20 protein-coding genes and 1 pseudogene are annotated in these 23,706 nt (G+C 76.2%); 15 read left to right on the top strand and 6 right to left on the bottom strand.

Going from position 1 to position 23,706, the window contains the following annotated elements; translation table 11 throughout:
* From E9549_RS07910 to E9549_RS07885, 6 genes are all read left to right on the top strand, one after another.
* On the top strand, nucleotides 1-780 hold a 780-nt coding region (locus E9549_RS07910; protein WP_374201698.1), incomplete at its 5' end, for a TSUP family transporter.
* A gap of 105 nt (nucleotides 781-885) precedes the next feature.
* On the top strand, nucleotides 886-2,385 hold the full coding sequence (locus tag E9549_RS07905) for a class I adenylate-forming enzyme family protein (RefSeq protein ID WP_236825991.1): 1,500 nt from the start codon (nucleotides 886-888) through the stop codon (nucleotides 2,383-2,385).
* A 97-nt stretch (nucleotides 2,386-2,482) separates the two neighbouring features.
* Complete coding sequence (locus E9549_RS07900; RefSeq protein WP_236825990.1) at nucleotides 2,483-3,463, top strand: phosphotriesterase; 981 nt, start codon at nucleotides 2,483-2,485, stop codon at nucleotides 3,461-3,463.
* Nucleotides 3,464-3,487: 24 nt separating this feature from the next.
* Nucleotides 3,488-4,081: a DUF1349 domain-containing protein gene (locus tag E9549_RS07895; RefSeq protein ID WP_236825989.1), complete on the top strand. Its 594-nt coding sequence runs from the start codon at nucleotides 3,488-3,490 to the stop codon at nucleotides 4,079-4,081.
* A gap of 109 nt (nucleotides 4,082-4,190) precedes the next feature.
* On the top strand, nucleotides 4,191-5,156 hold the full coding sequence (locus E9549_RS07890) for a patatin-like phospholipase family protein (RefSeq protein WP_236825988.1): 966 nt from the start codon (nucleotides 4,191-4,193) through the stop codon (nucleotides 5,154-5,156).
* A 46-nt stretch (nucleotides 5,157-5,202) separates the two neighbouring features.
* A complete protein-coding gene (locus tag E9549_RS07885) occupies nucleotides 5,203-5,817 on the top strand; it encodes a carboxymuconolactone decarboxylase family protein (protein WP_236825987.1) in 615 nt (204 codons plus the stop codon).
* A gap of 17 nt (nucleotides 5,818-5,834) precedes the next feature.
* Here E9549_RS07885 and E9549_RS07880 read toward each other — a convergent pair whose 3' ends face one another.
* Both E9549_RS07880 and E9549_RS07875 read right to left on the bottom strand, forming a co-directional pair.
* Nucleotides 5,835-6,344, bottom strand: a complete 510-nt coding sequence (locus E9549_RS07880; protein ID WP_236825986.1) for a phosphohydrolase — start codon at nucleotides 6,342-6,344, stop codon at nucleotides 5,835-5,837.
* A 9-nt stretch (nucleotides 6,345-6,353) separates the two neighbouring features.
* On the bottom strand, nucleotides 6,354-7,313 hold the full coding sequence (locus tag E9549_RS07875) for a hypothetical protein (protein ID WP_236825985.1): 960 nt from the start codon (nucleotides 7,311-7,313) through the stop codon (nucleotides 6,354-6,356).
* Nucleotides 7,314-7,538: 225 nt separating this feature from the next.
* On the opposite strand from E9549_RS07875, the gene E9549_RS07870 reads away from it, so the two are divergent.
* Complete coding sequence (locus E9549_RS07870) at nucleotides 7,539-7,760, top strand: hypothetical protein (protein ID WP_236825984.1); 222 nt, start codon at nucleotides 7,539-7,541, stop codon at nucleotides 7,758-7,760.
* 13 nt (nucleotides 7,761-7,773) lie between these two features.
* Here E9549_RS07870 and E9549_RS07865 read toward each other — a convergent pair whose 3' ends face one another.
* Nucleotides 7,774-8,748 carry a zinc-binding dehydrogenase gene (locus tag E9549_RS07865; protein WP_236825983.1) on the bottom strand — a complete coding sequence of 325 codons (975 nt, stop codon included), beginning with the start codon at nucleotides 8,746-8,748 and terminating at the stop codon, nucleotides 7,774-7,776.
* 187 nt (nucleotides 8,749-8,935) lie between these two features.
* Between E9549_RS07865 and serA the strand changes: the two genes are divergently transcribed.
* From serA to E9549_RS07835, 5 genes and pseudogenes are all read left to right on the top strand, one after another.
* Complete coding sequence (gene serA, locus E9549_RS07860; RefSeq protein ID WP_236825982.1) at nucleotides 8,936-10,144, top strand: phosphoglycerate dehydrogenase; 1,209 nt, start codon at nucleotides 8,936-8,938, stop codon at nucleotides 10,142-10,144.
* Between the two features lie 106 nt (nucleotides 10,145-10,250).
* Nucleotides 10,251-11,648: a thioredoxin family protein gene (locus E9549_RS07855; protein WP_236825981.1), complete on the top strand. Its 1,398-nt coding sequence runs from the start codon at nucleotides 10,251-10,253 to the stop codon at nucleotides 11,646-11,648.
* Nucleotides 11,645-12,163, top strand: a pseudogene (locus E9549_RS23780) (UGSC family (seleno)protein). Before E9549_RS07855 ends, E9549_RS23780 begins: the two are co-directional and overlap by 4 nt.
* A 31-nt stretch (nucleotides 12,164-12,194) precedes the next feature.
* Nucleotides 12,195-12,797, top strand: coding sequence for a peroxidase-related enzyme (locus E9549_RS07840; protein WP_236825978.1), 603 nt, complete (start codon nucleotides 12,195-12,197; stop codon nucleotides 12,795-12,797).
* A gap of 195 nt (nucleotides 12,798-12,992) precedes the next feature.
* Entirely contained in the window at nucleotides 12,993-13,727 is a 735-nt protein-coding gene (locus tag E9549_RS07835) for an HpcH/HpaI aldolase/citrate lyase family protein (protein WP_236825977.1), read from the top strand.
* 9 nt (nucleotides 13,728-13,736) lie between these two features.
* On the opposite strand, the gene E9549_RS07830 is transcribed toward E9549_RS07835, so the two are convergent.
* Nucleotides 13,737-15,026, bottom strand: a complete 1,290-nt coding sequence (locus E9549_RS07830) for a D-arabinono-1,4-lactone oxidase (protein ID WP_236825976.1) — start codon at nucleotides 15,024-15,026, stop codon at nucleotides 13,737-13,739.
* A 123-nt stretch (nucleotides 15,027-15,149) separates the two neighbouring features.
* Between E9549_RS07830 and E9549_RS07825 the strand changes: the two genes are divergently transcribed.
* Complete coding sequence (locus tag E9549_RS07825) at nucleotides 15,150-17,591, top strand: phosphoketolase (RefSeq protein ID WP_236825975.1); 2,442 nt, start codon at nucleotides 15,150-15,152, stop codon at nucleotides 17,589-17,591.
* The gene (locus E9549_RS07820; protein ID WP_236825974.1) at nucleotides 17,588-18,685 is read left to right on the top strand and encodes an acetate/propionate family kinase; all 1,098 of its coding nucleotides are present in this window, start codon (nucleotides 17,588-17,590) and stop codon (nucleotides 18,683-18,685) included. The genes E9549_RS07825 and E9549_RS07820 overlap by 4 nt, the downstream gene beginning before the upstream one ends.
* A 2-nt stretch (nucleotides 18,686-18,687) precedes the next feature.
* Here the strand turns inward: E9549_RS07820 and E9549_RS07815 are convergent, their stop codons facing one another.
* Together E9549_RS07815 and E9549_RS07810 are read right to left on the bottom strand one after the other, a co-directional pair.
* Nucleotides 18,688-19,512, bottom strand: a complete 825-nt coding sequence (locus E9549_RS07815) for a DUF6544 family protein (RefSeq protein WP_236825973.1) — start codon at nucleotides 19,510-19,512, stop codon at nucleotides 18,688-18,690.
* Between the two features lie 131 nt (nucleotides 19,513-19,643).
* Nucleotides 19,644-20,696, bottom strand: a complete 1,053-nt coding sequence (locus E9549_RS07810) for a TerC family protein (RefSeq protein WP_236825972.1) — start codon at nucleotides 20,694-20,696, stop codon at nucleotides 19,644-19,646.
* 347 nt (nucleotides 20,697-21,043) lie between these two features.
* Here E9549_RS07810 and E9549_RS07805 point away from each other — a divergent pair, with 347 nt between their 5' ends.
* Complete coding sequence (locus E9549_RS07805) at nucleotides 21,044-23,701, top strand: GNAT family N-acetyltransferase (protein ID WP_236825971.1); 2,658 nt, start codon at nucleotides 21,044-21,046, stop codon at nucleotides 23,699-23,701.
* The last annotated feature ends 5 nt before the right edge of the window (nucleotides 23,702-23,706 follow it).

The raw sequence follows: 23,706 nt of genomic DNA, 5'->3' as shown, positions 1-23,706 counted from the left end.
GGCAGCGTCCTGCTGCTCCTGCTGGTGGCCGCGCTGACCGCCGGGTGGATCGACGCCGTCGTCGGCGGTGGCGGGCTGGTGCAGCTGCCCGCGCTGCTGCTCGTGCCGGGGGTCAGCCCGGTGGAGGCGCTGGCCACCAACAAGCTGTCGTCGATCTTCGGCACCACGACCAGCGCGATCACCTTCCAGCGGCGGGTCCGCCCCGACCTGCGCACCGCCCTCCCGATGGCCGTGGTGGCGCTGGCGGGCAGCTTCGCCGGGGCCTCGGTCGCGGCGGCGCTGCCGGCGGCGGTGTTCAAACCGGTCATCGTCGTCGCGCTCGTCGCCATCGCGGCGTTCACCCTGCTGCGGCCGTCGCTGGGCGAGGTCACGGCGCTGCGGCACACCGGGCGGCGGCACCACGGCGTCGCCGGCGCGCTCGGGGCGGGCATCGGCTTCTACGACGGCATCCTCGGTCCCGGCACCGGCTCCTTCCTGGTGTTCGCGATGGTGTCGCTGCTCGGCTACGACTTCCTGAACGCCAGCGCGAAGGCCAAGATCGTCAACGTCGCGACGAACCTGGGGGCGCTGCTGTTCTTCGCCCCGATCGGCGCGGTGTTCTGGGGGCTGGGCCTCCTCATGGGTGGGGCCAACATGCTCGGCGGTTACCTGGGCTCCCGGACGGCGACGACACGGGGGAGCGGCTTCATCCGCGTCGTCTTCCTCGTCGTCGTCACGGCGCTCATCGGCCGGCTCGGCTGGGACGTCTGGACGGAGAACCTGCGCCCGCTGCTGGGTTGACCCGGCACCGGCGCGGAGCCGCTGGTGGACACGGCGGCCGCCCACCGACAGACTGCCGGGACGCCGCGGACGACGAGGTCAGCGGCCGGTAGCGGGAGGTCGTGGATGCCCAGCCCCTTCGACCGGAGCGGCACGGAGGTGGGGCCGGACGGCATCCGGCGCTACACCGGGCTGCCGCAGAACCTGGTGCACCTGCTCCGGTCCGCCGTCGACGCGCACCCGGACGCCGAGGCGCTGGCCGAGCTCGGCGGGGAGCGGCTCACCTACCGGCAGCTGTGGGACCGGGCGGCGCGGGTGGCCGGCGGGCTGCGGGCGGCCGGCGTCCAGCCGGGGGACCGGGTCGCCAACCGGCTGGGCAACGGCACCGACTGGGTGCTGGTCTTCTGGGGGACGCTGCTCGCCGGCGCCGTCGTCGTCCCGGTGAACACCCGGTTCGCCGAGCCCGAGGTGCGCTACGTCGTCGAGGACTCGGGCGCCGCCGTCGTCGTCGAGCCCGGCGCACCCCTGCCGGACGGCGAGCCGCTGGCGGTGACCGACCAGGGGCACACCGACCTGGCCGGCATCTTCTACACCAGCGGCACGACCGGCTTCCCCAAGGGTGCGATGACCACCCACGAGAACTTCCTGTCCAACGTCGAGACCTGCCTGCGCTGCCTGGCCCTGCCGCGCGACGAGCGGCTGTCGACGCTGATCTCGGTGCCGCTGTTCCACGTCACCGGGTGCAACTCCCAGCTGCTGGTGGTCACCGCGGTCGCCGGGCGGGCGGTGGTCATGCCGGCGTTCGAGGTCGGCGCCTTCCTGCGGGCGATCGAGGAGGAGCGCATCTCGGTGCTGACGACGGTGCCGGCCATCTACTGGCTCGCGCTGCAGCAGCCGGGCTTCGCCGACATCGACACCTCCTCGGTGCGCGCGGTCAGCTACGGCGGCGCGCCCATCGCCCCCGACCTGGTGCACCGGATCAAGGCGGCCTTCCCGACCGCCCGGGTGGGCAACGGCTTCGGGCTCACCGAGACCTCCTCGGTCTCGACCTACCTGCCCGACGAGTACGCCGCCGAGCACGCCGACTCCGTCGGGTTCGCCGCGCCCGTCGTCGACCTGCAGGTGGCGGAGCCGGACCCGGCCACCGGCGTGGGGGAGCTGCTCATCCGGGGCCCCAACGTGGTGGCCGGGTACTGGCGCAAGCCCGAGCAGACGGCGGAGACCTTCGTCGACGGCTGGCTGCACAGCGGCGACCTGGCGCGCATCGACGACGAGGGCCTCGTCCACGTCGTCGACCGCAAGAAGGACATGATCAACCGCGGCGGCGAGAACGTGTACTGCGTCGAGGTGGAGAACGCCCTGGCCGCCCACCCCGCCGTCGGGGAGGTGGCGGTCGTCGGCGTACCCGATCCGATGATGGGTGAGAAGGTCGGCGCCGTCGTCGTCCCGCTGCCCGGCCGCGACCTGGACCCGGCGGACCTGCTCGCCTTCGCGCGCGACCGGCTCGCGGACTTCAAGGTGCCGCAGTTCGTCGCGGTGCGCAGCGACCCCCTGCCGCGGAACCCCGGCGGCAAGGTGCTCAAGCCGCCGCTGCGCGAGCAGACCGACTGGCAGGCCGTCCGCTGAGAGAAGACCACCCTTCCCCCCACGCCACGCACGCTCGGCGCGGGACCCCGAAGGGTGGCCGACCGACCGGAAGAATCCCACCCTTGGAGGCCCCGCAGTGCCCACCGTCGAGACCGTCCGTGGCCCGATCGACACCGCCGACCTCGGCGCCACCCTCATGCACGAGCACGTCTTCGTCCTCTCCACCGAGCACGTGCAGAACTACGGCACCGGCGACTGGTGGGACGAGGACGAGCGGGTCGCCGACGCGGTGAGCCAGCTCGACGAGCTCAAGGCGCTCGGCATCGACACGATCGTCGACCCCACGGTCTGGGGTCTGGGGCGCTACATACCGCGGGTGCAGCGGGTCGCCGAGCAGACCGACATCAACATCATCGTGGCCACCGGCCTCTACACCTACGACGAGATCCCGCACCAGTACGAGCACCGCGGCCCCGGCCTGGCGTTGGATCTGCCGACCGACCCGATGGTCGACGACTTCACCCGCGACATCCGCGACGGCATCGCCGACACGGGCGTGAAGGCGGCGTTCCTCAAGTGCGTGATCGAGGCCAAGGGGCTCACGCCCGGCGTCGAGCGCACGGTGCGCGCCGTCGCCGCCACGCACCGGGAGACCGGCGCGCCGATCACCGTGCACACGTCCTCGCTCAACGAGGCCGGACGGCTCGCCGTGCAGGTGTTCGGCGAGGAGGGCGTCGACCTCACCAAGGTCGTCATCGGCCACGCCGGCGACAGCAACGACCTGGACTACCTCAGCGAGCTCGCCGAGGCCGGCTGCCTGCTCGGCATGGACCGCTTCGGCCTGGACATCTACAACCCCACGTCCTCGCGGGTCGACACGATCGTGGCCCTGGCCGAGCGCGGCTACGCAGACCGGATGGTGCTCGCCCACGACGCCAGCTGCTTCATCGACTACTTCCCCGACCCGGCGGCCCGGGCCGCCTTCCGGCAGGTCCAGCCGAACTGGAACTACACCCACATCAGCAAGGACGTGCTGCCGATGCTGCGCGAGCGCGGGATGACCGAGGAGCAGCTCCGGCAGATGCTCGTCGACACCCCGCGGCGGTACTTCGAGTAGGCGGCGCGGCCACCGTCCCGGGTCATGGCGGACGACGGGCTGCGCCGGCAGCCGTGGAGCGCCGGCACCTGGACGGCTCCGCCGGCCGCCGTGCAGGAGGACGGCCCCGACCTGCTGGTCACCGCCGTGGAGGGCAGCGACGCGTGGCGGCACACCTCCTACGGTTTCGTCCACGACGACGCGCACGCGCTGCTGGCGCCGCTGCCGTCGCCGGGCGCGGTCGAGGTGACCTTCGACCTGGGCTGGGACGGCGAGTTCGACCAGGCCGGGCTGGTGCTCCGGGCCGGTGCGGAGACCTGGATCAAGGCCGGCGTCGAGGTCTCCGACGGGTCGCCCCAGGTCGGCGCCGTCGTCACGCTGGGGCGCTCGGACTGGTCGGTGGCCCCGGTGCCCGGCTGGGCGGGGCGCCGGGTGACCGTGCGGGCCAGCCGGGCCGGGGACGCGGTGACGGTCCGGGCCCGGGTCGACGACGAGCCGTTCCGGCTGGTGCGCCTCTGCCCCTTCCCGGAGGGCGTGCCGGTCGCCGCCGGGCCGTACTGCTGCGCCCCCACCCGGGCGGGTCTCGTCGTCCGCTTCCGGCGGTGGGTCACCGGCCCGCCCGACGCCGCCCTGCACTGATCCCCGGTGGCGGCGCGGCGGTGCGCCCGCCGCGGCCGGCTCCGGCGCCGCCCCCTCCGCGCCCGTTCACGACCTGCTCGCCCGGTGGAGCCGTGGCAGGCTCGGGACCGTGACCCGGGTCGGCCTGGTGCTGGGCGGCGGAGGGGTGGTCGGGCAGGCCTACCACTCCGGCGTGCTGGCCGTCCTGCAGCACGACGTCGGCTTCGACGCCCGGTCCGCCGACGTGGTCGTCGGCACCTCGGCCGGCTCGATCACCGGCGCGCTGCTGCGGCTGGGTGTCTCACCCGAGGACCTCGCGGCCTGGACGGTCAGGGCGCCGCTGTCGGACGACGGTGAGGTGCTGCGGCAGATCACCGAGACACCCCTGCCGGAGCTGGCCCCCTTCCGGCCGTGGGAGCTGCTGCGCCGCCCGCTGCGGCCGCCCGGTCCGCAGATGGTGCGGCGTGCTCTCACCCGCCCGCTGCTGTTCCGGCCGCTGGCCGCCGGCATGGCGCTCATGGCGCCCGGCCGGCACGACGTCCTCGAGCAGCTGTCGGCGCTGCGCGAGCTGGAGGGCCCGGGCTGGCCCGCGCGCGACCTGTGGATCACCGCCGTCCGCCGCCGGGACGGCCGCCGGGTCGTGTTCGGCCGGCCGGGCGCGCCGCCGGCGCCGCTGCACCGGGCGATCGGCGCCTCCTGCGCGGTGCCGGGGTACTTCGCGCCCGTGCCCATCGGCCGGCACGCCTACGTCGACGGCGGCGCCCACTCGCCGACCAACGCCGCTGTCCTGCGCGGGCAGGGGCTCGACGTCGTGGTCGTCGTCGCCCCGATGAGCGGGCCCACCGGCTGGCGCCCCGGCGTGTTCCCCGCGGCGCGCCGGTACGCCGACCGGCTGCTGCGCCGGGAGGTGCGGGCGCTGGAGGCCGAGGGGGTGCGCACCGTCGTCTTCACGCCCGGCCCGGAGGAGCAGGAGGTGATGGGGAACGACATGATGTCGCGCGCGCGGCTCGACGACGTGGTCTCGCGGTCGTTCCTCGCCGCCGGCGCGCACGCGGCCCGGCCGGAGGTCGCGGCCCTGCTGCGTCCCGCCGCGTAGCCGCGGCCCCTAGGCTCAGGATCCCGTGCCGCGACAGGAGGGTGCCGTGTCCGAGGACCTGACCGGCCGGCCGGTGCCCCGCGGGCCGGCCCGCATCCCGTTGCTGCACCCCGCGGCGCTCGACGGCGAGCGCGCCCGGCTGCACGCCGAGATCACGCAGGGCCCCCGGCAGGCCCAGGCGTCGGTCGTCCCGATCACCGACGACGCCGGCCGGCTGCTGGGGCCGTTCGCCGCCATGCTGCTGGCGCCCGGGATCGGCTCGGCGGTGCAGGCGGTGGGCGCGGCGCTGCGGGGGGAGCAGCTGCTGGGCCCGCGGGCGCGGGAGCTGGCGATCCTCGCCGTCGCGGCACGGCGCCGGTCGCACTTCGAGTGGCTGGCGCACGAGCAGGCCGCCCGCGCCGCCGGCATCGCCACCGCCCAGCTGCAGGCCCTGCTGGACGGCCGGGTGCCCGAGGGCCTGGACCCGGCCGAGGAGGTCGTCGTCGCGACGACGTGGCGGCTGCTCGACGGCGGCGAGCTGGACGACGACGGCTACGCCGAGGCCGCGTCGGTCCTGGGCGTCGAGGCGCTGGCGGCGCTGGTCTGGCTGGTCGGGTACTACGCCATGCTCGCCACCGCCCTGGCCACCTTCCGGCCGGACGGGTCCGGACCTCCCGGCTGACGGGCGGTGGGCCGGGCTCAGACGAGGATGCGCCGGCCGTGCAGGCGGTCGGCGGCCTCGGCGGCGAGCAGGATCCGGCGGGCCGGCCGGTACCGCCCCTCGCGGAGGGTGCGCGCCTTGTCGGGGTCGGTGCCGGCCAGCGCCTCGCTGGCGGCGAGGTCGAGCGCGTTGCCGACGAGCATGACCAGCCGGCCCAGGGGGTCGGCGGCGGCCCGGCGGACCGAGCCGCCCATGTAGGGCTCGCCGGGCCGCGGGGTCACCGCGTCGACCGCGGCGACGACCACCTCGGGCACGTCCAGGGAACGCAGCCGGCCGACGTCGTAGCGCCGCGCGGGATCGGGGTGGTCCCGGGTGAGGGCCAGCACGTCGCGCAGCACCCCGGCCATCTCGGCCTCGGGACCGTGCGGGCGCAGCATCTCGGCCAGCGGCCGCAGCACGGCGAGGTAGTGGTCGTGGCCGTCCCGGTCCACCTGGCCCTCGTGCGCGGCCAGCGCCAGCAGGTGCGCGTCCGGGACGGTGAAGGCCACGCCTCGAGGCTAGGCGGTGCCCGCCCGCGGGGACCGGAGGCGGCGGACGCGGTCGCGGAACCGGCCGCTCGTCCCGGCCGCCGGGTCGTCGGCCCGGGGCGGCACGGTGCGGGCCGCGCGCTCGACCTCCGCGGCGAGCTCGGCCCGGCGGTGCTCGAGGGCGGCGACCTCCGCGAGCAGGGCCGCCCGCCGGTCGGCGGCCTCCCGGTCCAGGCGCTCGCGGTGGGCTGCCGCTTCGGCGTCCGCCCGGCGCCGCTGCTCCCGGCCGGCCTCCAGCACGCGGAGGACCTCCGCGTGGCCCTGCAGCCGGCCGCGGGCCACCTCGGCGGCGGCCTCCTCCGCGAACCGGGCCGCCCGCTCGGCCGCGCGCTGCTCCACCTCGTGCGCCTCGGCTCCGCGGCGCTCGGCCTCGGCGACCGCGTCGGCGCGGATCTGCTCGGCGGCGTCGAGGGTGCGTCCCACGACGGTGAGCAGCATCCCGGCCCGGGCGGTGGCGGCGGCCGCGGTCTCGCGGGCGCCGGCGCGGGCGCGGGCCAGCTCGTCGGCGGCGCGGGCGCGCAGCTCCTCGGCCTCGGCCCGGGCAGCCGCGCGGAGCTGCTCGGCCTCGGCGGTCATGCCCTGCGCCTCGTCGGCCGCGGCGGCGAGCATCGAGCCGATCCGCCCGGAGAGCCGCAGCAGCTCACCGCCGCCCGCGGAGTGGTCGAGCAGCCGGTGCGCCTCGTCCAGGGCGGTCCGGGTCTGCAGGCAGCGGTCCAGCAGGTGCTCCCGCTCGCGCTCCGCCGTCGCCAGCTCGTCCTCCGCCCACTGGACGTAGGTGTCGACCTGGAAGCGGTCGTAGCCGGCCAGTGCCCGGCGGAACATCGGCGCCGCCCGGAACAGCGTCGGCAGGTCGCCGGAGACGTTCGGGTGCGGGCGCGGGGCGCCGTCGGTGGCCTCGGCAGGGCCATCGAGCCGGGTCGCGGTGCTCATCCGGCGGCCTCCTCCCGTGCGTGTCCGGCTCGCATCGGGCCGACGCTAGGGCGGGCGGACGGGGGTCCGCCCGCCGAGGTGGGGGCCGCTCACCCGCCCGGGTGGGGTGCGCACCCGGACCGGTCGGGGGCCCCGGGACCCGTCGCGCTGCGTGACGTCGCCCGCTCGGGTGAGCCGCCGGCGGCGGGGGTTCCCGGGCCTGCGGCGCGGGGCACACCGTGCCGCATGGCACCGCCCAGCCCCGCGCCGGTCCCCGGCAACCTGACCGTCCCCCCGCTGTTCCAGTGGGAGGTCGTGGCGGCCGTCGTCCTCGCGGTGGCGGTCCTGGCGGTGGTCGCGGTGATCGCGCTCTCCGCCGCGCCGGGAGCCGGCGAGCGGGCGGAGTGGCAGAGGTGGCTCGCCGGGCGCTCGCACCGGGACCCGGGCGAGTCGCACAGGGACGGCTGACCGGCGCCCCCGGTCAGGCCGTCTCGAGCACGACCTTGTACTGGCCCGCCCGCGGCTGGATCGCGGCGGAGAAGGCGGCGGTGACGTCGTCGACGGGGTGGACGTCGCTGACGTAGACGTCGCGCAGGCCGGGGTGCTCGGCGAGGTAGGCGCCCGCGTCCCGCAGCACGCGCGCCCGCTCCAGCGTGACCCCGGCGCGCAGCGTGAGGTTCTTCCGCAGGAACGTGATCATGTCCAGCGGGTAGACCGGGTCGTCGGGGATCCCGAAGTAGAGGACGTCGCCCCCGGGCGCCACGGCGGTCAGGCAGTCCTGCAGCGTCGTCACCTGGTGGCCGACCGCCTCGACGACGACGGACGGCCGGTCGGTGTCCGGGAGCGTCGCGGCCCAGCGGCTCGAGCTCGCGGTGACGGTCTCGTCCACCCCGAAGACGCCGGCCGCGGCGCTGCGGTCCACCCGGTCGACCCCGATGACGCGGCGGGCGCCGCGCTGCTTGAGCACGTGGCTGAACAGCAGCCCGATGGGCCCCTGCCCGACGACGCCCACCGACCGCCCGCGCACGTCGCCCAGCTGCTCGGCGGCGTAGAGGACGCACGCCAGCGGCTGCAGCATGACGGCGGTCGTGGGCGGCAGCGCGGTGTCGTAGCCGGCCAGCCCCTCGCCGTCGGTGACCACCAGCTCGGCGATCCCGTCGAAGGCGGCCGCCCAGCCGACGACCAGGTCGCCGGGGGAGTGGTCCGGGTGCCGGCTGGCGACCACCTCGCCGACCACCTCGTGCAGGGGGAAGCCGGGCGCCGGCGTGGCCGCCCGGTCCGCGGGGTTCGGGGCGTGCAGGAAGGGGGCGCCCTTGAAGAAGGGCAGGTCGCTGCCGCAGATGCCACCCGCCCGCGTGGCGAGCAGCACCTGACCGGCGGCCAGGTCCTCCGCGCGCGGGGCGGCCACCTCCACCCGCTCGAAGGCGAACGGTCCGCTCAGCCGGTGGGCCCACACGTCGCACCGCCTCCCTCCGCGACCGCCCGGTGCGGCCGCCCGGGAAGTAGACCAGCGCCGGGCGCCGGGCGCAGCAGGACCCGTCGCAGGGCGCTCCGGCGCCGCCGGGATACTGGTCGGCGTCGCGCACGCCCGGCGACGCGCCGGTGCACCGGCCGGCGGTCCCACGGTCGAGGAGGTCCTGGACGTGCCCAGAGCTCTGCTGCTGGAGAACATCGACCCGGTCGCGACCGAGATCCTCGGTGCCGCCGGCTACGAGGTCCAGTCCCTCCGCGGGGCGCTGGACGAGGCGGACCTCGTCGCCGCGCTCGACGGGGTGGACCTGCTCGGCATCCGGTCGAAGACCCAGGTGACCGCGGAGGTGCTGCGCAGCCGCCCCGACCTGCAGGCGGTGGGCGCCTTCTGCATCGGCACGAACCAGATCGACCTGACCGCGGCCGCGGCCGCGGGCGTGGCGGTGTTCAACGCGCCGTTCTCGAACACCCGCAGCGTGGTGGAGATGGCGATCGCCGAGATCATCATCCTGGCCCGGCGGCTGGTCGACCGGGACCGCTCCCTGCACGCCGGCACCTGGGACAAGTCGGCCGCCGGCAGCCACGAGATCCGCGGGCGGACGCTCGGCATCATCGGCTACGGCAACATCGGCAGCCAGCTGTCGGTGCTCGCCGAGGCGCTGGGCATGCGGGTGATCTTCTACGACCTCGAGGACAAGCTGGCGCTCGGCAACGCCCAGCGCTGCGACAGCCTGGAGGAGCTGCTCGAGCGGGCGGAGACCGTCACGCTGCACGTGGACGGGCGCGCCGGGAACGCCGGGCTGTTCGGCGCCGAGCAGTTCGCCAGGATGCGCCCGCGCAGCATCTTCCTCAACCTCTCGCGCGGGTTCGTCCTGGACCACGAGGCGCTGCGCGACAGCATCCTGAGCGGCCACATCGCCGGGGCGGCGGTCGACGTGTTCCCGCACGAGCCCCGGGAGCAGGGCGACGAGTTCACCTCGGTGCTGCGCGGCCTGCCCAACGTCATCCTCACCCCGCACATCGGCGGCTCGACCCAGGAGGCGCAGCACGACATCGGGCGGTTCGTGGCCGGCAAGCTCGTCGACTACACCGCCACGGGGACGACGACGCTGAGCGTCAACCTGCCCACGGTCGTCCTGCACGGCTCCTCGACCGACCGCTTCGCCCTGCTGCACCGCAACGTGCCCGGCGTCCTGGCGCGGGTCGACGCCCTCGTCGGCGAGCACGGGCTCAACGTCGACGCCCAGGTGCTGGCCACGCGCGGGGAGTACGGGTACGCGGTCACCGACGTCAGCGCCCCGTTGCCCGCGCACCTGCTGGCGGGGCTCGCCGCGCTGCCGGAGGCCGTCCGCCTGATGCGGTTCGGCCCCCGGGCCGGCTGAACGGGCCCCCGGGCCGGCCGGGGCCGTCCCGGCCGGGGCCGCCGCACCGGGACGCGCCGCGGTGACCGCCGTCACGGCCGGCGGGCGGGGTGGGTACGGTCGCGCCGTGCAGCTCCCGGACGGTCTCGTGGCCGTGGTCAAGCGCGACTGCCCCACCTGCGTGCTCGTGGAGCCGGTGCTGCGGCGGCTCGGCGCCGCCGTGTGGTGCCAGGACGACGCCGGGTGGTTCGACGGCGACGACACCGAGCTGGAGCTCTCCTACCGGCTGGGCATCGAGACCGTCCCGACGCTGCTGCGGGTGGTCGACGGCGCCGAGACCGCCCGGGTGGTCGGGTGGAGCCGGGAGCAGTGGGCCGAGCTCACCGGCGTCGCCGACCTGGGGGAGGGGCTGCCCGAGCACCGGCCGGGCTGCGGCTCGCTGTCGGTGGACCCGTTCCGCATCGACGCACTGGAGGCGCGGTACGGCGGCACCGGGCTGGTCAGCCGGCGGATCGAGCTCGCCGAGCTCGAGGACGAGCACGAGGCGCTGTTCGACCGGGGCTGGACCGACGGGCTGCCCGTGGTGCCGCCGACGCCGGAGCGGGTGCTGCGGATGCTGCGCGGCACCACCCGCGACCCGGGCGAGGTGGTCGCCGTCGTCCCGCCCGATCTGGTCGAGTGCACCGTCGAGAAGGTGGCCGTCAACGCCGTCATGGCCGGGTGCCTGCCCGAGCACCTGCCGGTGGTGCTGGCCGCCCTGGAGGCGGCCGCCGCCGAGGAGTTCGCGCTGCACGGGCTGCTGGCGACGACGTACTTCGCCGGGCCGGTGGTGGTGGTCAACGGGCCGGTCGCCGCGCGGATCGGCATGAACGGCGGGGTCAACGCCCTGGGGCAGGGCAACCGCGCCAACGCCACGATCGGCCGGGCGCTGCAGCTGGTGGTCCGCAACGTCGGCGGCGGGCGCCCCGGCGAGGTGGACCGGGCGACCCTGGGCAACCCCGGCAAGTTCACCTTCTGCTTCGCCGAGCGCGAGCACGACAGCCCGTTCCCGCCGCTGGCCGCCGACCGCGGGGTGCCCGGCGACGCGGTGACCGTGTTCGCGGGGTCGGGCGTTCAGCCGGTGGTCGACCAGCTCAGCCGCGACCCGGCGTCGCTGGCGCGGACCTTCGCCGCCTGCCTGCGCGTCAACGCCCACCCCAAGCTGCCGATGGCCTTCGACGCGATGCTCGTGGTCTCACCCGAGCACGGCCGGGTGTTCCGCGAGGCGGGGTGGGACCGGGCCCGCCTGCTGGCCGAGCTGGAGGAGCTGCTGACCCTGCCCGGCGCGGAGCTGGTGCGCGGGGCGGGCGGCATGGCCGAGGGGGTGCCCGCCGGCCTGGCGGGGGCGGAGCTGCCGAAGTTCCGGCCCGGTGGTCTGCTGGTCGCGCACGCCGGCGGCGACGCCGGGTTGTTCAGCGCGATCGTGGGAGGCTGGGTGGCCGGTCAGACCGGGAGCGCCCCGGTGACGAGAGAGGTGCGCGCATGAGAACGGTCCTGGACCCGACCGGCGAGCGGCAGGCGGCCGCCCGCGAGCCGCTGCCCCGCCCGGCCTCGCTGCGCGGCCGGAGCGTCGGGCTGCTCGACATCAGCAAGGCACGCGGCGACGTCGTCCTGGACCGGCTGGCCGAGCTGCTCGCCGCGGACGGCGCGGTCGTGCGGCGCTACCGCAAGCCGACCTTCGCCCGGACCGCCCCGGTGGACCTGCGGCACGAGATCGCCGAGCAGTGCGAGGTGGTCATCGAGGCGCTGGCCGATTAGGGCTCCTGCACGTCGTGCAGTGTGCACGACATCGCCGACCTCGAGCGCCGCGGCGTCGTCGGGGTGTTCCTCGCCAGCGAGGCGTTCGCCGAGGCGGCCCGCGCGCAGGGCACCGCGCTGGGCTTCCCGGCGCCGTGCGTGCTCGTCCCCCACCCGGTGCAGGACCGCACCGACGCGGAGCTCCGGGCGGCCGCCGAGGCGGCCTACCCCGCGGTGCTGGCCGCCGTCACCACCGCGGGGTGACGGCGGCGCCGCGCGCTGCCAGGGTGGACCGGTGACCGAGACGCCGATCAGCCGCTTCCCCCTCCGCCCCGCCGACGAGCTGCCCCCGGACCTCGCCGAGCGCTACGCGGAGGTCCGGGAGAGGTCCGGCTTCCTGCCCAACGTCTTCGCCGCGCTGGCCTGGCGGCCGGACGAGGCGCGGGCGTTCTTCGCGATGCACGACGCGCTCATGGACAAGGAGACCCCGGGGCTGTCCAAGGCCGACCGCGAGCTGATCGTGGTGGCGACCAGCGCCGGCAACGACTGCCTCTACTGCGTCGTCGCGCACGGTGCGGTGGCCCGCATCCGCACCAAGGACCCGCACATCGCCGACCACGTCGCCGTGGACTGGCGCAAGGCCCCGCTGTCGCCGCGCATGCACGCCGTCCTCGCGGTGGCCACCCGGCTGGCGGCCGACCCGGCCTCGGTCACCGCCGCGGACCTGGCCGCCCTCACCGAGCACGGGCTCACCGAGGACGACGTGTGGGACGTCGGCATGATCACGTCGTTCTTCGCGCTCTCCAACCGGCTCGCGCACTTCGCGGCGATCACGCCGAACCCCGAGTTCTTCCTGATGGGCCGGCTGCCGCGCGGCGCCGAGGTGCCGCCCGCCTGACCCGCGGCCGGCGCGCTACGGTCCGCCGGCGGGTCGAGCCGCGCCCGGGCGGGTCGGGCCGCAGGGGCACGCGGCTCTTCGTCGACCGGTGCGGCTGGACCCTGCCCGCGGGGGCGCCCGCCCCCTCGGTCGCGGGCGGCGGGCCGTTCGCGCAGGATCGGACCGGTCCAGGGATGACGACGGAGGAGGAGCCGGATGGCGGGCGAGGCGGAGCTGCGGCGACGGTGGTCGGAGGGCCGGCCCTGCCACGGGCTGTGGAGCCTGCTGCCCGGGGCGGTGACCGGTGAGGTGCTGGCCCGGACCGGCGCCGACTACGTCGTCGTCGACCTCCAGCACGGCGCCACCGCGGAGGCCGACCTCCCGGGCACCTGCGCGGCGATCACGGCGGCGGGGTCCGTGCCGCTGGTGCGCACCCGCAGCTCGCTGTTCCCCGACCTCGGGCGGCCGCTGGACCTCGGCGCCCGGGGCCTCGTCGTGCCCAACGTGCGCGACGCCGGGCACGCCCGCGAGATCGTCGCCGCCTGCCGGTACGCGCCCGCGGGCGGACGGTCGATCGGCCGGCTCTCCGGGGGAGCGGACGAGCCGCTCCTGCTGGTGATGGTGGAGGCGGCGTCGATGCTCGCCGACCTCGACGCCGTCCTCGAGGTGCCGGGGCTGGACGGGCTGTACGTCGGGCCGGCGGACCTGGCCCTCTCGCTGGAGCTGACCGGCGAGGAGCAGCGGGACGAGCTCCGCGCGGTGCTCTCCTCGATCATCGCCCGGGCGCGGGCGGCGGGGGTGCCCGTGGGGGTGCACGCGCGCAGCGGCGAGGAGGCGGCCGGCTTCGCCGCCGAGGGCGCCACCGTGGTGACGGCGGCCGTCGACGCCGCCTCCCTGGCCGAGACCGCCGCCCACCACCTCGGCGTCGTGCGGCACGCGGCCACCGGCTGACCCGGCCGGTCAGCCGAAGGCGGCGACCGTCCGGTCCAGGTAGTCGTTGCGGAAGGCCCCCCGGGGGTCGAAGCGGCGGACGAGCCGGCGGAACTCGCCCATCCGCGGGTAGAGGGCGGCGAGCTCGTCGGCGCCGGTGGTGAAGAGCTTGCCCCAGTGCGGGCGGGCGCCGTACGGGCGCAGCGCCGCCTCGATCGCGGGCAGCAGCGCGCGCACCCGCTCCTCCTCGGGCCGCCAGGTGAAGTGCAGCGCCAGCACGTCCTGGCCGTACGCCGGGCTCAGCCACAGCTCGTCGGCCGCCACCGTGCGCAGCTCGCTCACCTGAAGCAGCGGCGTGATCCGGTGCGCGAGCGCGCGCAGCGCCTCGCACGCGGCGCGCCCGTGCCGCCGCGGGACGAAGTACTCGGTCTGCAGCTCCTCGCCGCTGCTCGGCGTGAACTCGGCGCGGAAGTGCGGCAGCCGCTCGTGCCACTCACCGGGCAGCCCCAGCTGGTCGGTGAGGTTCTCGACCGGGGTGCCCGGGAGCATGTGGGTGGGTTCCGTCGCGGCGCGGGCCCCGAAGAACTCCTCCGGCACGACGCCGGGCTCGTCCGTGCGGGCCTTGACCCACACCTGGGTCACCTCGCGCCAGTCGGTGAACACGCTGACGCTGTAGGCGGCGTCGGCGACGGCGTCGAGGTCTGCGAACAGCCGCTCCCAGGTCAGCCCGACGAAGACGTCGGTGCGCACCCGGAAGGTGGGCTGGTACCGCAGGGCGACCCGGGTGACCACGCCGAGCGCGCCGAGGTGGACCACCGCGCCGGCGAAGCCGGGGTCCCCGGGCGACAGCCGCACCAGCTCGCCGTCGGCGCGGACCAGCTCCAGGCCGACGACGGCGGTGCTGAGCGAGCCGTTCCGGTTGCCCGAGCCGTGCGTCCCGGTGGCCGTGGCGCCCGCGACGGTGATGTGCGGCAGGGAGGCGAGGTTGTGCAGCGCGGAGCCGTGCTCGGCCAGGCGGGGCACCACGTCGCTGTAGCGCGCACCACCGGGGACCCAGGCCGTACCACCCTCGCCGTCCGGGGCGGGCTCCAGCTCGACCTCGCCGGGCAGCCGGTCGAGGGCCACCAGGTCGGCCGGGGTGTCGGCGATGTCGTTGAAGCAGTGGCGGGAGCCCAGCGCCTTGACCCGCTCGCTGCCGGCCACGACCGCCTGCAGCTCGGCCAGGCTCGCCGGGCGGTGCAGCCGCGCGGCCCGGTAGGCGACGTTGCCCGCCCAGTTGGTCCCCGGCTCGGTGGGGGCGGCGGTCGACGTCTCGGGCATGCTGGCTCGCGATCTGCTGGGGGCCGGCGGCCGGGTGACCCGCCGGAGGTCCGATGATCCCCGACCGCGGCGGGAGCCGCCGAGCCCTCGCCCCCGCCCCGCCGGGCCGTTAGCGTGCGACGGGTGGCGATCTCGGTGGACGAGCGGCCCGGTGCGGGCCCGGCAGGACCCCTGACCGACGACGAGCTGCAGGCGCTGGACGCCTGGTGGCGGGCGGCGAACTACCTCTCCGTGGGCCAGATCTACCTGATGGGCAACCCGCTGCTGCGCGAGCCGCTGCGGCCGGAGCACGTGAAGCCGCGGCTGCTCGGGCACTGGGGCACCACCCCGGGCCTGAACTTCGTGTACGCGCACCTCAACCGGGTCATCCGGGCGCGCGACCTCTCGATGATGTACCTGATGGGGCCGGGGCACGGCGGCCCCGGCCCGGTCGCGGCGGCGTGGCTGGAGGGCACCTACAGCGAGATCTACCCCGACGTCTCGCAGGACGAGGCGGGGATGCGCCGGCTGTTCACCCAGTTCTCCTTCCCGGGCGGCATCCCCAGCCACGTGGCGCCGGAGACCCCGGGCTCGATCCACGAGGGTGGGGAGCTCGGGTACGTCCTCTCCCACGCCTACGGGGCGGCGTTCGACAACCCCGACCTCGTCGTGGCGGCGGTCGTCGGCGACGGCGAGGCCGAGACCGGCCCGCTGGCCACCAGCTGGCACTCGAACAAGTTCCTCGACCCCGCCCGCGACGGCGCGGTGCTGCCGATCCTGCACCTCAACGGCTACAAGATCGCCAACCCGACGGTGCTCGCCCGCATCGGTGACGAGGAGCTGCTGGAGCTGCTGCGGGGCTACGGCCACGCCCCGCGGCTGGTGGCCGGCGACGACCCCGCGGTGATGCACCAGCAGTTCGCCGCGGTGCTGGACGAGTGCCTCGACGAGATCGCCGAGATCCGGCGCCGGGCCCGCCAGGAGGGCGACGCCACCCGCCCGCGCTGGCCGGTGGTCGTGCTGCGCTCCCCGAAGGGCTGGACCGGCCCGGCCGAGGTCGACGGCGTCCGCGTCGAGGGCTCCTGGCGGTCGCACCAGGTCCCGTTCGCCGACGCGCGGGGCGACGACGGGCACCGCCGGGTGCTGGAGGAGTGGCTGCGCAGCTACCGCCCCGAGGAGCTCTTCGACGCCGACGGCACCCCGGTGCCCGCCGTCCGCGACCTGCACCCGGTGGGGGAGCGGCGGATGAGCGCGACGCCGCACGCCAACGGCGGGGCGCTGCTGCAACCGCTGCGGCTGCCCGACTTCCGCGACTACGCCGTCGACGTCCCCGAGCCCGGGACCGGGGCGGTGGAGGCCACCCGCGTGCTGGGCACGTTCCTGCGCGACGTGATGCGGCGGAACGGGTCCACCTTCCGCGTCTTCTCGCCCGACGAGAACAACTCGAACCGGCTGGGCGCGGTGCTCGAGGCGACCGACCGCACCTGGGTCGCGGAGCGCCACCCCGACGACGACCACCTCGCCCCCGACGGCCGGGTCATGGAGATCCTCTCCGAGCACACCTGCCAGGGGTGGCTGGAGGGGTACCTGCTCACCGGCCGGCACGGGTTCTTCTCCTGCTACGAGGCGTTCGTCCACATCGTGGACTCGATGGTCAACCAGCACGCCAAGTGGCTGAAGACGACCAACGGCATCCCGTGGCGGCGGCCGATCGCCTCGCTGAACTACCTGCTCACCTCGCACGTGTGGCGCCAGGACCACAACGGGTTCTCCCACCAGGACCCGGGCTTCATCGACCACGTGGTCAACAAGAAGGCCGAGGTCGTGCGGGTGTACCTGCCCCCGGACGCCAACACCCTGCTGTCGGTCGCCGACCACTGCCTGCGCAGCCGGCAGTACGTCAACGTGGTGGTGGCCGGGAAGCAGCCGGCGCTGCAGTACCTGGACATGGACGCCGCCGTCGAGCACTGCACCAAGGGCATCGGCATCTGGCAGTGGGCGAGCACCGACGCGGGCACCGCGCCCGACGTCGTCCTGGCCTGCGCCGGCGACGTGCCGACCATGGAGACGCTCGCGGCCGTCGAGATCCTCCGCGGCCTCTTCCCCGACCTGCGGATGCGCGTGGTCAACGTCGTCGACCTCATGCGGCTCCAGGACGACCGGGAGCACCCGCACGGCCTCTCCGACCGCGAATTCGACTCCTACTTCACGACGGACAAGCCGGTGATCTTCGCCTACCACGGCTACCCCTGGCTGATCCACCGGCTGACCTACCGGCGGGCCAACCACGAGAACCTGCACGTGCGTGGCTACGTGGAGGAGGGGACGACGACCACCCCGTTCGACATGTGCGTGATGAACCGGATCGACCGGTTCGACCTGGCGATCGACGTCATCGACCGGGTCCCCCGGCTGCGCGACGTGGGCGCGCACGCCCGCGACCGGCTGCGGGACACGCTGATCGAGCACCGGCGGTACGTGCGCACCCACGGGGAGGACCTGCCGGAGGTGCGCCGCTGGCAGTGGGGCGCCGGGGCGGGGCCCGTCACGGGGGGCGCCTCGCCCCTGCGGGAGCCGGAGGCGTGAGGGTCCTCGTCGTCAACGCGGGGTCGAGCAGCCTGAAGCTCGCGGTCGTCGACGACGACGGGACGGTGGCGGCGGGGACGACGGTGGAGGGCTGGCGGGGCGAGGGCGACCTGGCGCCGCTGACGGAGTTCCTCGCCGGGTGCGGCCCGGTGGACGCCGTCGGGCACCGCGTGGTGCACGGCGGCCCGCGGCACTCCGGCCCGGCGGTGGTGGACGACGTGCTGGTGCCCTACCTGTGGTCGATCAGCCACCTCGCCCCGCTGCACAACCCGCGTGCGCTCGCGGGCGTGCGGGCGGCCGGGGAGCTGCTCCCCGGCGTGCCGGCGGTGGCCTGCTTCGACACGACCTTCCACGCCACCCTGCCGCCGGCGGCGGCCACGTACGCGGTGCCGCGGGAGTGGAACGAGCGCTACCAGCTGCGCCGGTACGGCTTCCACGGGCTCTCCCACGCCTGGGCCGTGCGGCGCGGCGCCGAGCTGGTCGGGCGCCCCGTCGAGGAGCTGCGGATCGTCTCCTGCCACCTGGGCGCGGGTGGCTCGCTGGCCGCCGTGCGGGGCGGGCGCTCGGTCGACACCACCATGGGCTTCACCCCGCTGGCCGGCCTGGTCATGAACACCCGCCCGGGCACGCTGGACCCCGGGCTCGTGCTGTGGCTGCTGGAGCACGGCGGCGTCCCGGTGCCGGAGCTCTCCGACGTGCTCGAGCACCACGCGGGCCTCAAGGGCCTGTCCGGCACCTCCGGCGACCTGCGGGAGGTGCTGGACGGGGTGGCCGCGGGCGACGCCGACTGCGTGCTCGCCCTCGACGTCTACCTGCACCGGCTGGTGCGCGAGGTCGCGGCGATGACGGCGGCCGCGGGCGGGTTGGACCTGCTGGTGATGACCGGCGGGGTGGGAGAGCACGCACCCCGGGTGCGGGCCGCCGTCGCCGGCGCGCTGCCCTTCCTGGGGCTGGCGCTGGACCCCGGCCGCAACGAGGTCGCCGCCACCGACGCCGACGTCAGCGCCGACGGAGCGGCGGCGCGGACGGTGGTGGTCACCGCCCGGGAGGACCTGGAGATCCACCGGCAGGTGGTGGAGCTGCTCGGCGGCTGAGGTCACCGGCCGGGCGGGAGGTCCCACGCGAGGTCGGCGACCCGGAGCTCGGCGTAGCGGTACGGCCCGTCCGGGAGGTGCCACACGGCGGCCCCACCGGTCATCCGCGGTATCCCGTCCACGACGCGCCAGCCGTCGACCGGCGTGCTCCACGTGGTGCGCACCGGCCCGCCCGGCAGGTCCGCCCAGCGGTCGTCGCTGCGGACGTCCCGCGGCCGGGCGTCGTCGTCGAGGAGCACGGTCGCCCGCACGGTCCGCCCGGCGTCGGTCACCGCGACGGAGAAGCCGTCCTCCCCGGCGTCCTCCCACCTCGTCCGCGGGTGGACGAGCATCGCCGGCGCGAGCAGGACCGCGTCGTCGAGCCAGGTGGTCAGCTCGCCGACGTCGAACTCCGGCCCGGAGCCGTCGGCGACGGTCACCACACCGAGGGCCTTGCCGAGCATGCGCCCGGCGCCGTCCTGGTAGGTGTCCCACCCCCACATCGGGACCACGCCCCCCACGAGCAGACGCATCCGGAACAGGCGGGCGACGTCGACGGCGGAGTTGTACTGCCAGGCGTCCAGCGGCAGCCACGGCCCGCCGGGACGGAGCCGGAACCGGCCGACCAGGTGCGCCCGGAGGGACCACGTCCGGGGCCGCCCGAGCACCCCCATCGCCCGCAGGTACCGCGCGGCCGCCGGGGGCAGCGGGGCGAGATCGGCCTCGGAGACGGTGCCCGGGGTGGGCGGGCCCTGCGGCAGGCCGCTCGCGGCGACCCTCCGGCGGAAGGGCCGCGGGGGCCGGCCGTGCGGGACGGTGCCGCGACCCGCTGACGTGGAGGTGAGCATGGGTTCCTCAGGGGCGCTGCCGGCAGGGGTGACGCCGCGAGGGCGTCCGGGCGGGGCCGACGCTACGGCGACCGGACCGTCCCCGGCACCGCCCGACGGCCCCGGGCCCCGGGACCGAGGTCCCGGGGCCCTCAGGTGCGCACCTGGTCGTCGGTGCGACCCCGCTCCGCCGCAACCGGGCGACGGCGCCACACCGGTTCGAGCACGGCGTCCTCCTCCGGGGTCGCGACCGCGAACGGGGGGTCGGCCGGCGCCGGCAGGGCCTGCCGCCCCTGACCCCGGGTGGCGCGGAGGCTCAGCCAGACCGAGGTGCCGATGATCGTCGCGACCACGGCGAGGCTGATCGTCGTCGGGATGTAGAAGACGTCGATCTTGAGCAGCATCTTGATGCCGACCCACACCAGCACCAGCGCCAGCCCGGTCTTCAGGTACACGAAGCGGTGGATGAGGTCGGCGAGCAGGAAGTACATGGCCCGCAGCCCGAGGACGGCGAAGGCGTTGGCCGTGAAGACGAGGAAGGGCTCGTCGGTGACCGCGAAGATCGCCGGGATCGAGTCGACGGCGAAGAGGACGTCGGTGACCTCGACCAGCACGAGCACCGCCAGCAGCGGGGTGGCGAGCAGCTTCCCGCCGCGTCGGACCAGGAACCGCTGCCCGTGGTACACGTCGGTCATCGGCACCCAGCGGCGGAACAGCCGGAGGACGCGGGACCGGTCCGGGTCGAGGTGGTCGTTGCGCTGGCGGAGCATCCGGTAGCCGGTCAGCAGCAGGAACGCGGCGAAGACGTACAGCACCCAGCCGAAGCTGGCGATCAGCACCGAGCCGCCGGCGATGAACAGCCCGCGGAACACCAGCGCGCCCACCACGCCCAGGAACAGCACCCGGTGCTGGTACTCCCGGGGGACGGCGAAGTAGGTGAAGAGGATGGCCCAGACGAACACGTTGTCCACGGCCAGCGACTTCTCGATCAGGTAGCCGGCGTAGTACTGCTGCCCGAGCTCGGCCCCGTAGGACCACCACACCCAGGCGCCGAAGCCGACGCCGATCGCCACCCACACGGCCGACCAGGCGGCCGCCTCCCGCACCCCGATGACGTGGGCACGGCGGTGGGCGAACAGGTCGACGGCGAGCATGCCGAGCACCAGGCCGAGCACGGCGGCCCAGAGCCACAGGGGGACGTCCACGAGCGCTTCTCCTCCGGTCGGTGGGGCCAACCGGAGGTCTCTCCCGGCCCCTGCCGGGGCCCACCTCGCCGGGACCCACGGGGACCCGTACTGACGACGAGGTGCTGGGGGGTACTCCCCTCCGCGAGAAGAGTGAAGCACAGTTCGTACATCGGGCGCCACCGCGGGCGCCCCGGTGGCCACGGCGACGGAGCTCGGGTGCCGTCCGGGTCGCCCGCCGGCTCGCGGCCCGGCAGCGCTGCGGACGTCCCGGCCGAGGGGGCCGGAGGTCCCTGTCCCGGCGGCGGGCGGTTCCGGCAGCGTGCCGTGGTGGACGCCCGCCGGGCACCCGGCTGCGGGGAGGTGCGGTGAGCGGGACGACGCCCGGTGCCGTGGCGGCCCGGCAGGTGCCGGCGCGGCCCGCACGCGTGCTGCTCCGGTCGGGGGTGCCGGCCGTCCTGACCGCGCTGGGGCCGCGGGACGCCGCGGAGCTGCTGGACCTGCACCGGCGGCTGCCCGACCGCGACCGCTACCTGCGCTTCGCCACCCTGCACCCCGGGGACCTCGAGGGGTACGTGGTCCGCACGCTCGACCCCGACGGCGGCGCGCTGACCCTGGGGGCGCGGGTCCGGGGCCGGCTGGTGGGCGCCGTCCAGCTGCTCCCGGCCGGCGGCGACCTGGCCGAGGTGGCGGCGGTGGTGGACCCCGCGCAGCGGCACGAGGGCGTGGCCACGGCACTGCTCGAGGAGGTCGCCGCCGTCGCGCTGCGCTGGGGGGTGCGGCGGCTGCAGGCCTACGTGCTGGCCGAGAACGGCCCGATGATGCAGGTGCTCACCGGCCTGGGCATGCCGATGGCGACGACGCGCGAGGGCACCGGGACCGCCGTCGAGATCGTCCTGGACCCCGGTGACCGCTACCGCACGGCCGCCGAGGACCGCTTCCGGACGGCCGCGGCGGCCGGCCTGGACCCGGTGTTCCGGCCGCGGGGGATCGCGGTCGTGGGCGCCGGCCGCGGCGAGCGCTCGGTGGGCCGCGCGGTCCTCCGCAGCCTCCGGGCGGCGGGCTTCCCGGGGCCGGTGCACGCGGTCAACCCGCACGCGGACGAGATCGAGGGCTACCCCTGCCGGGCGTCGGTGCGCGACGTCCCGGCACCCGTCGACCTCGCCGTCCTGGCGGTGCCGGCGGCCGGCATCGAGGAGGTCGTCGCCGAGTGCGGCGAGGCCGGCGTGCGGGCGCTGGTGGTGCTCTCCGGGGGCTTCCCCGGCGTCCCGGGGCTCGGTGGCCGGGTCCGGGAGCTGGCCGACCGGTACGGCATGCGGATGGTGGGGCCCAACAGCGTCGGCGTGGCCTCGCCCGGCCCGCCGGCCCACCTCGACGTGACCTTCGCCGGCCAGGCCGTCCCGGTGGGCGACGTCGGCCTGGTGGCGCAGTCCGGCGGGGTCGTCATCGCGGTGGCCGCCGCCCTCCAGCGGCTCGGGCTGGGGCTGTCGGCGATGGCCGCGATCGGCGACGCCCACGACGCCGGGGCCCGGGACGTGCTGGCCTGGCTGGACCAGGACCCGGCCACCCGGGTCGTCGTCCTCTACGCGGAGTCCGAGCCCGACCTCCGGGGGCTGGTCCGCACCGCGGAGCACCTGGCCCGCCGGGTGCCCGTGCTCGCGCTCGAGTCGGCCACCTCCACCGCGGGTGCGCGGGCCGCCGCGTCCCACACCGCCCGGTCGGCGTCGCCGCACGCCGTCCGCGAGGCCGCCTACGCCGCGGCCGGCATCCAGCCGGTGGCGGACCTGTCGACGCTGACGGCCGCGGTCGGGCTGCTGCGGGGGCAGCCGCTGCCCCGCACCGGGACGGTCGTGGTGCTCACGAACGTCGGTGGCGGGGGAGTGCTGGCGGCGGACGCGTGCGCCGCCGAGGGGTTGCCGCTGGAGCCGCTGCCCGACGACCTGCGGGCGCGGCTCGCCGCACTGCTCCCGCCGCTGGCGAGCACCGTCAACCCCGTGGACGCCGGCGCGGCGGTCACGCGGTCGGAGTTCGCCGCCGCGCTCCGCGTGCTGACCGGCGACCCCCGCGTCGGGGCGGTCGTCACCGTGACCGTCCCCACGGCCGTGAGCGATCCCGGCCCGGCCGTGCCCGCCGTGCTGGCCGCCGCGGTCGACCCCGCACCCGTGGTCGACGTGCGCCTGGCCGGGGACGGCGTCGCGTGCGCCCTGCCCCTCCCCGGCGGGAGCCGGTTCCTGACCTCGGTCACCGAGCCCGCCGTCGCTGCCCGGGCGCTCGGGGTGGCGTGGCGGCGCGCCGCGTGGCTGGGCCGTCCGCGCGGGGCGGTCCCCCCGGCGTCGGGCGACGTCGTGGCCGCGCGGGCCGTGGTGCGGGCCGCGCTCGCCCGGGCGCCGGAGGGCGACTGGCTCCTCCCGGACGAGGTCGCCGCGCTGTGCGACGCGGCGGGGCTGCGCGTGGTCCCGACCTCGTGGGCGGAGGGGCCGGAGGAGGCGGCGGCCGCGGCCACCGGGCTCGCCGGGCCGGTGGCGGTCAAGGGCGTGGTCCGGGGTGCGGTGCACAAGGCGGATGCCGGCCTGCTCCGGCTGCCCGTGGCCGCCGGGGACGTGGCCGGGATCGTCGCGGCGTGGCAGCGCCGCGCCGCGGGGGACTGGCTGGGTGCGGTGGTGCAGCCGGTCGTGCCCGCCGGGGACGAGTTCCTGGTCGGCGCGGTGCACGACGAGGCGGCCGGTGCCGTGGTGGTGCTCGGGCCCGGCGGCCGGGCCACCGACGCGCTCGGCCACCGCGTGCACCGCCTGGCGCCGGTCGGCGAGGCGGACGTCGCGGAGATGCTGGCGGGCACCGGCCTGTTCGCCACCGTGCACGGGCGGACGCTGGCCGCCGATGCGGTCGCCAGGTGCCTGCGGCAGGTCGCCTGGCTGGCCGACGCGCTGCCGGAGGTCGCCGAGATCGACGTCAACCCGCTGGTGGTGACGCCGCAGGACGCGCAGGCGCTGGACGTGCGCGTGCGGGTCCGCCCCGTGCGCGGTTGACCGGG

The sequence above is a fragment of the Blastococcus sp. MG754426 genome, assembly GCF_021699055.1.
Taxonomy (GTDB): domain Bacteria; phylum Actinomycetota; class Actinomycetes; order Mycobacteriales; family Geodermatophilaceae; genus Blastococcus.
Note: the sequence above shows the minus strand (reverse complement) of the source record. Positions and strands in the feature narration are given on the sequence as shown.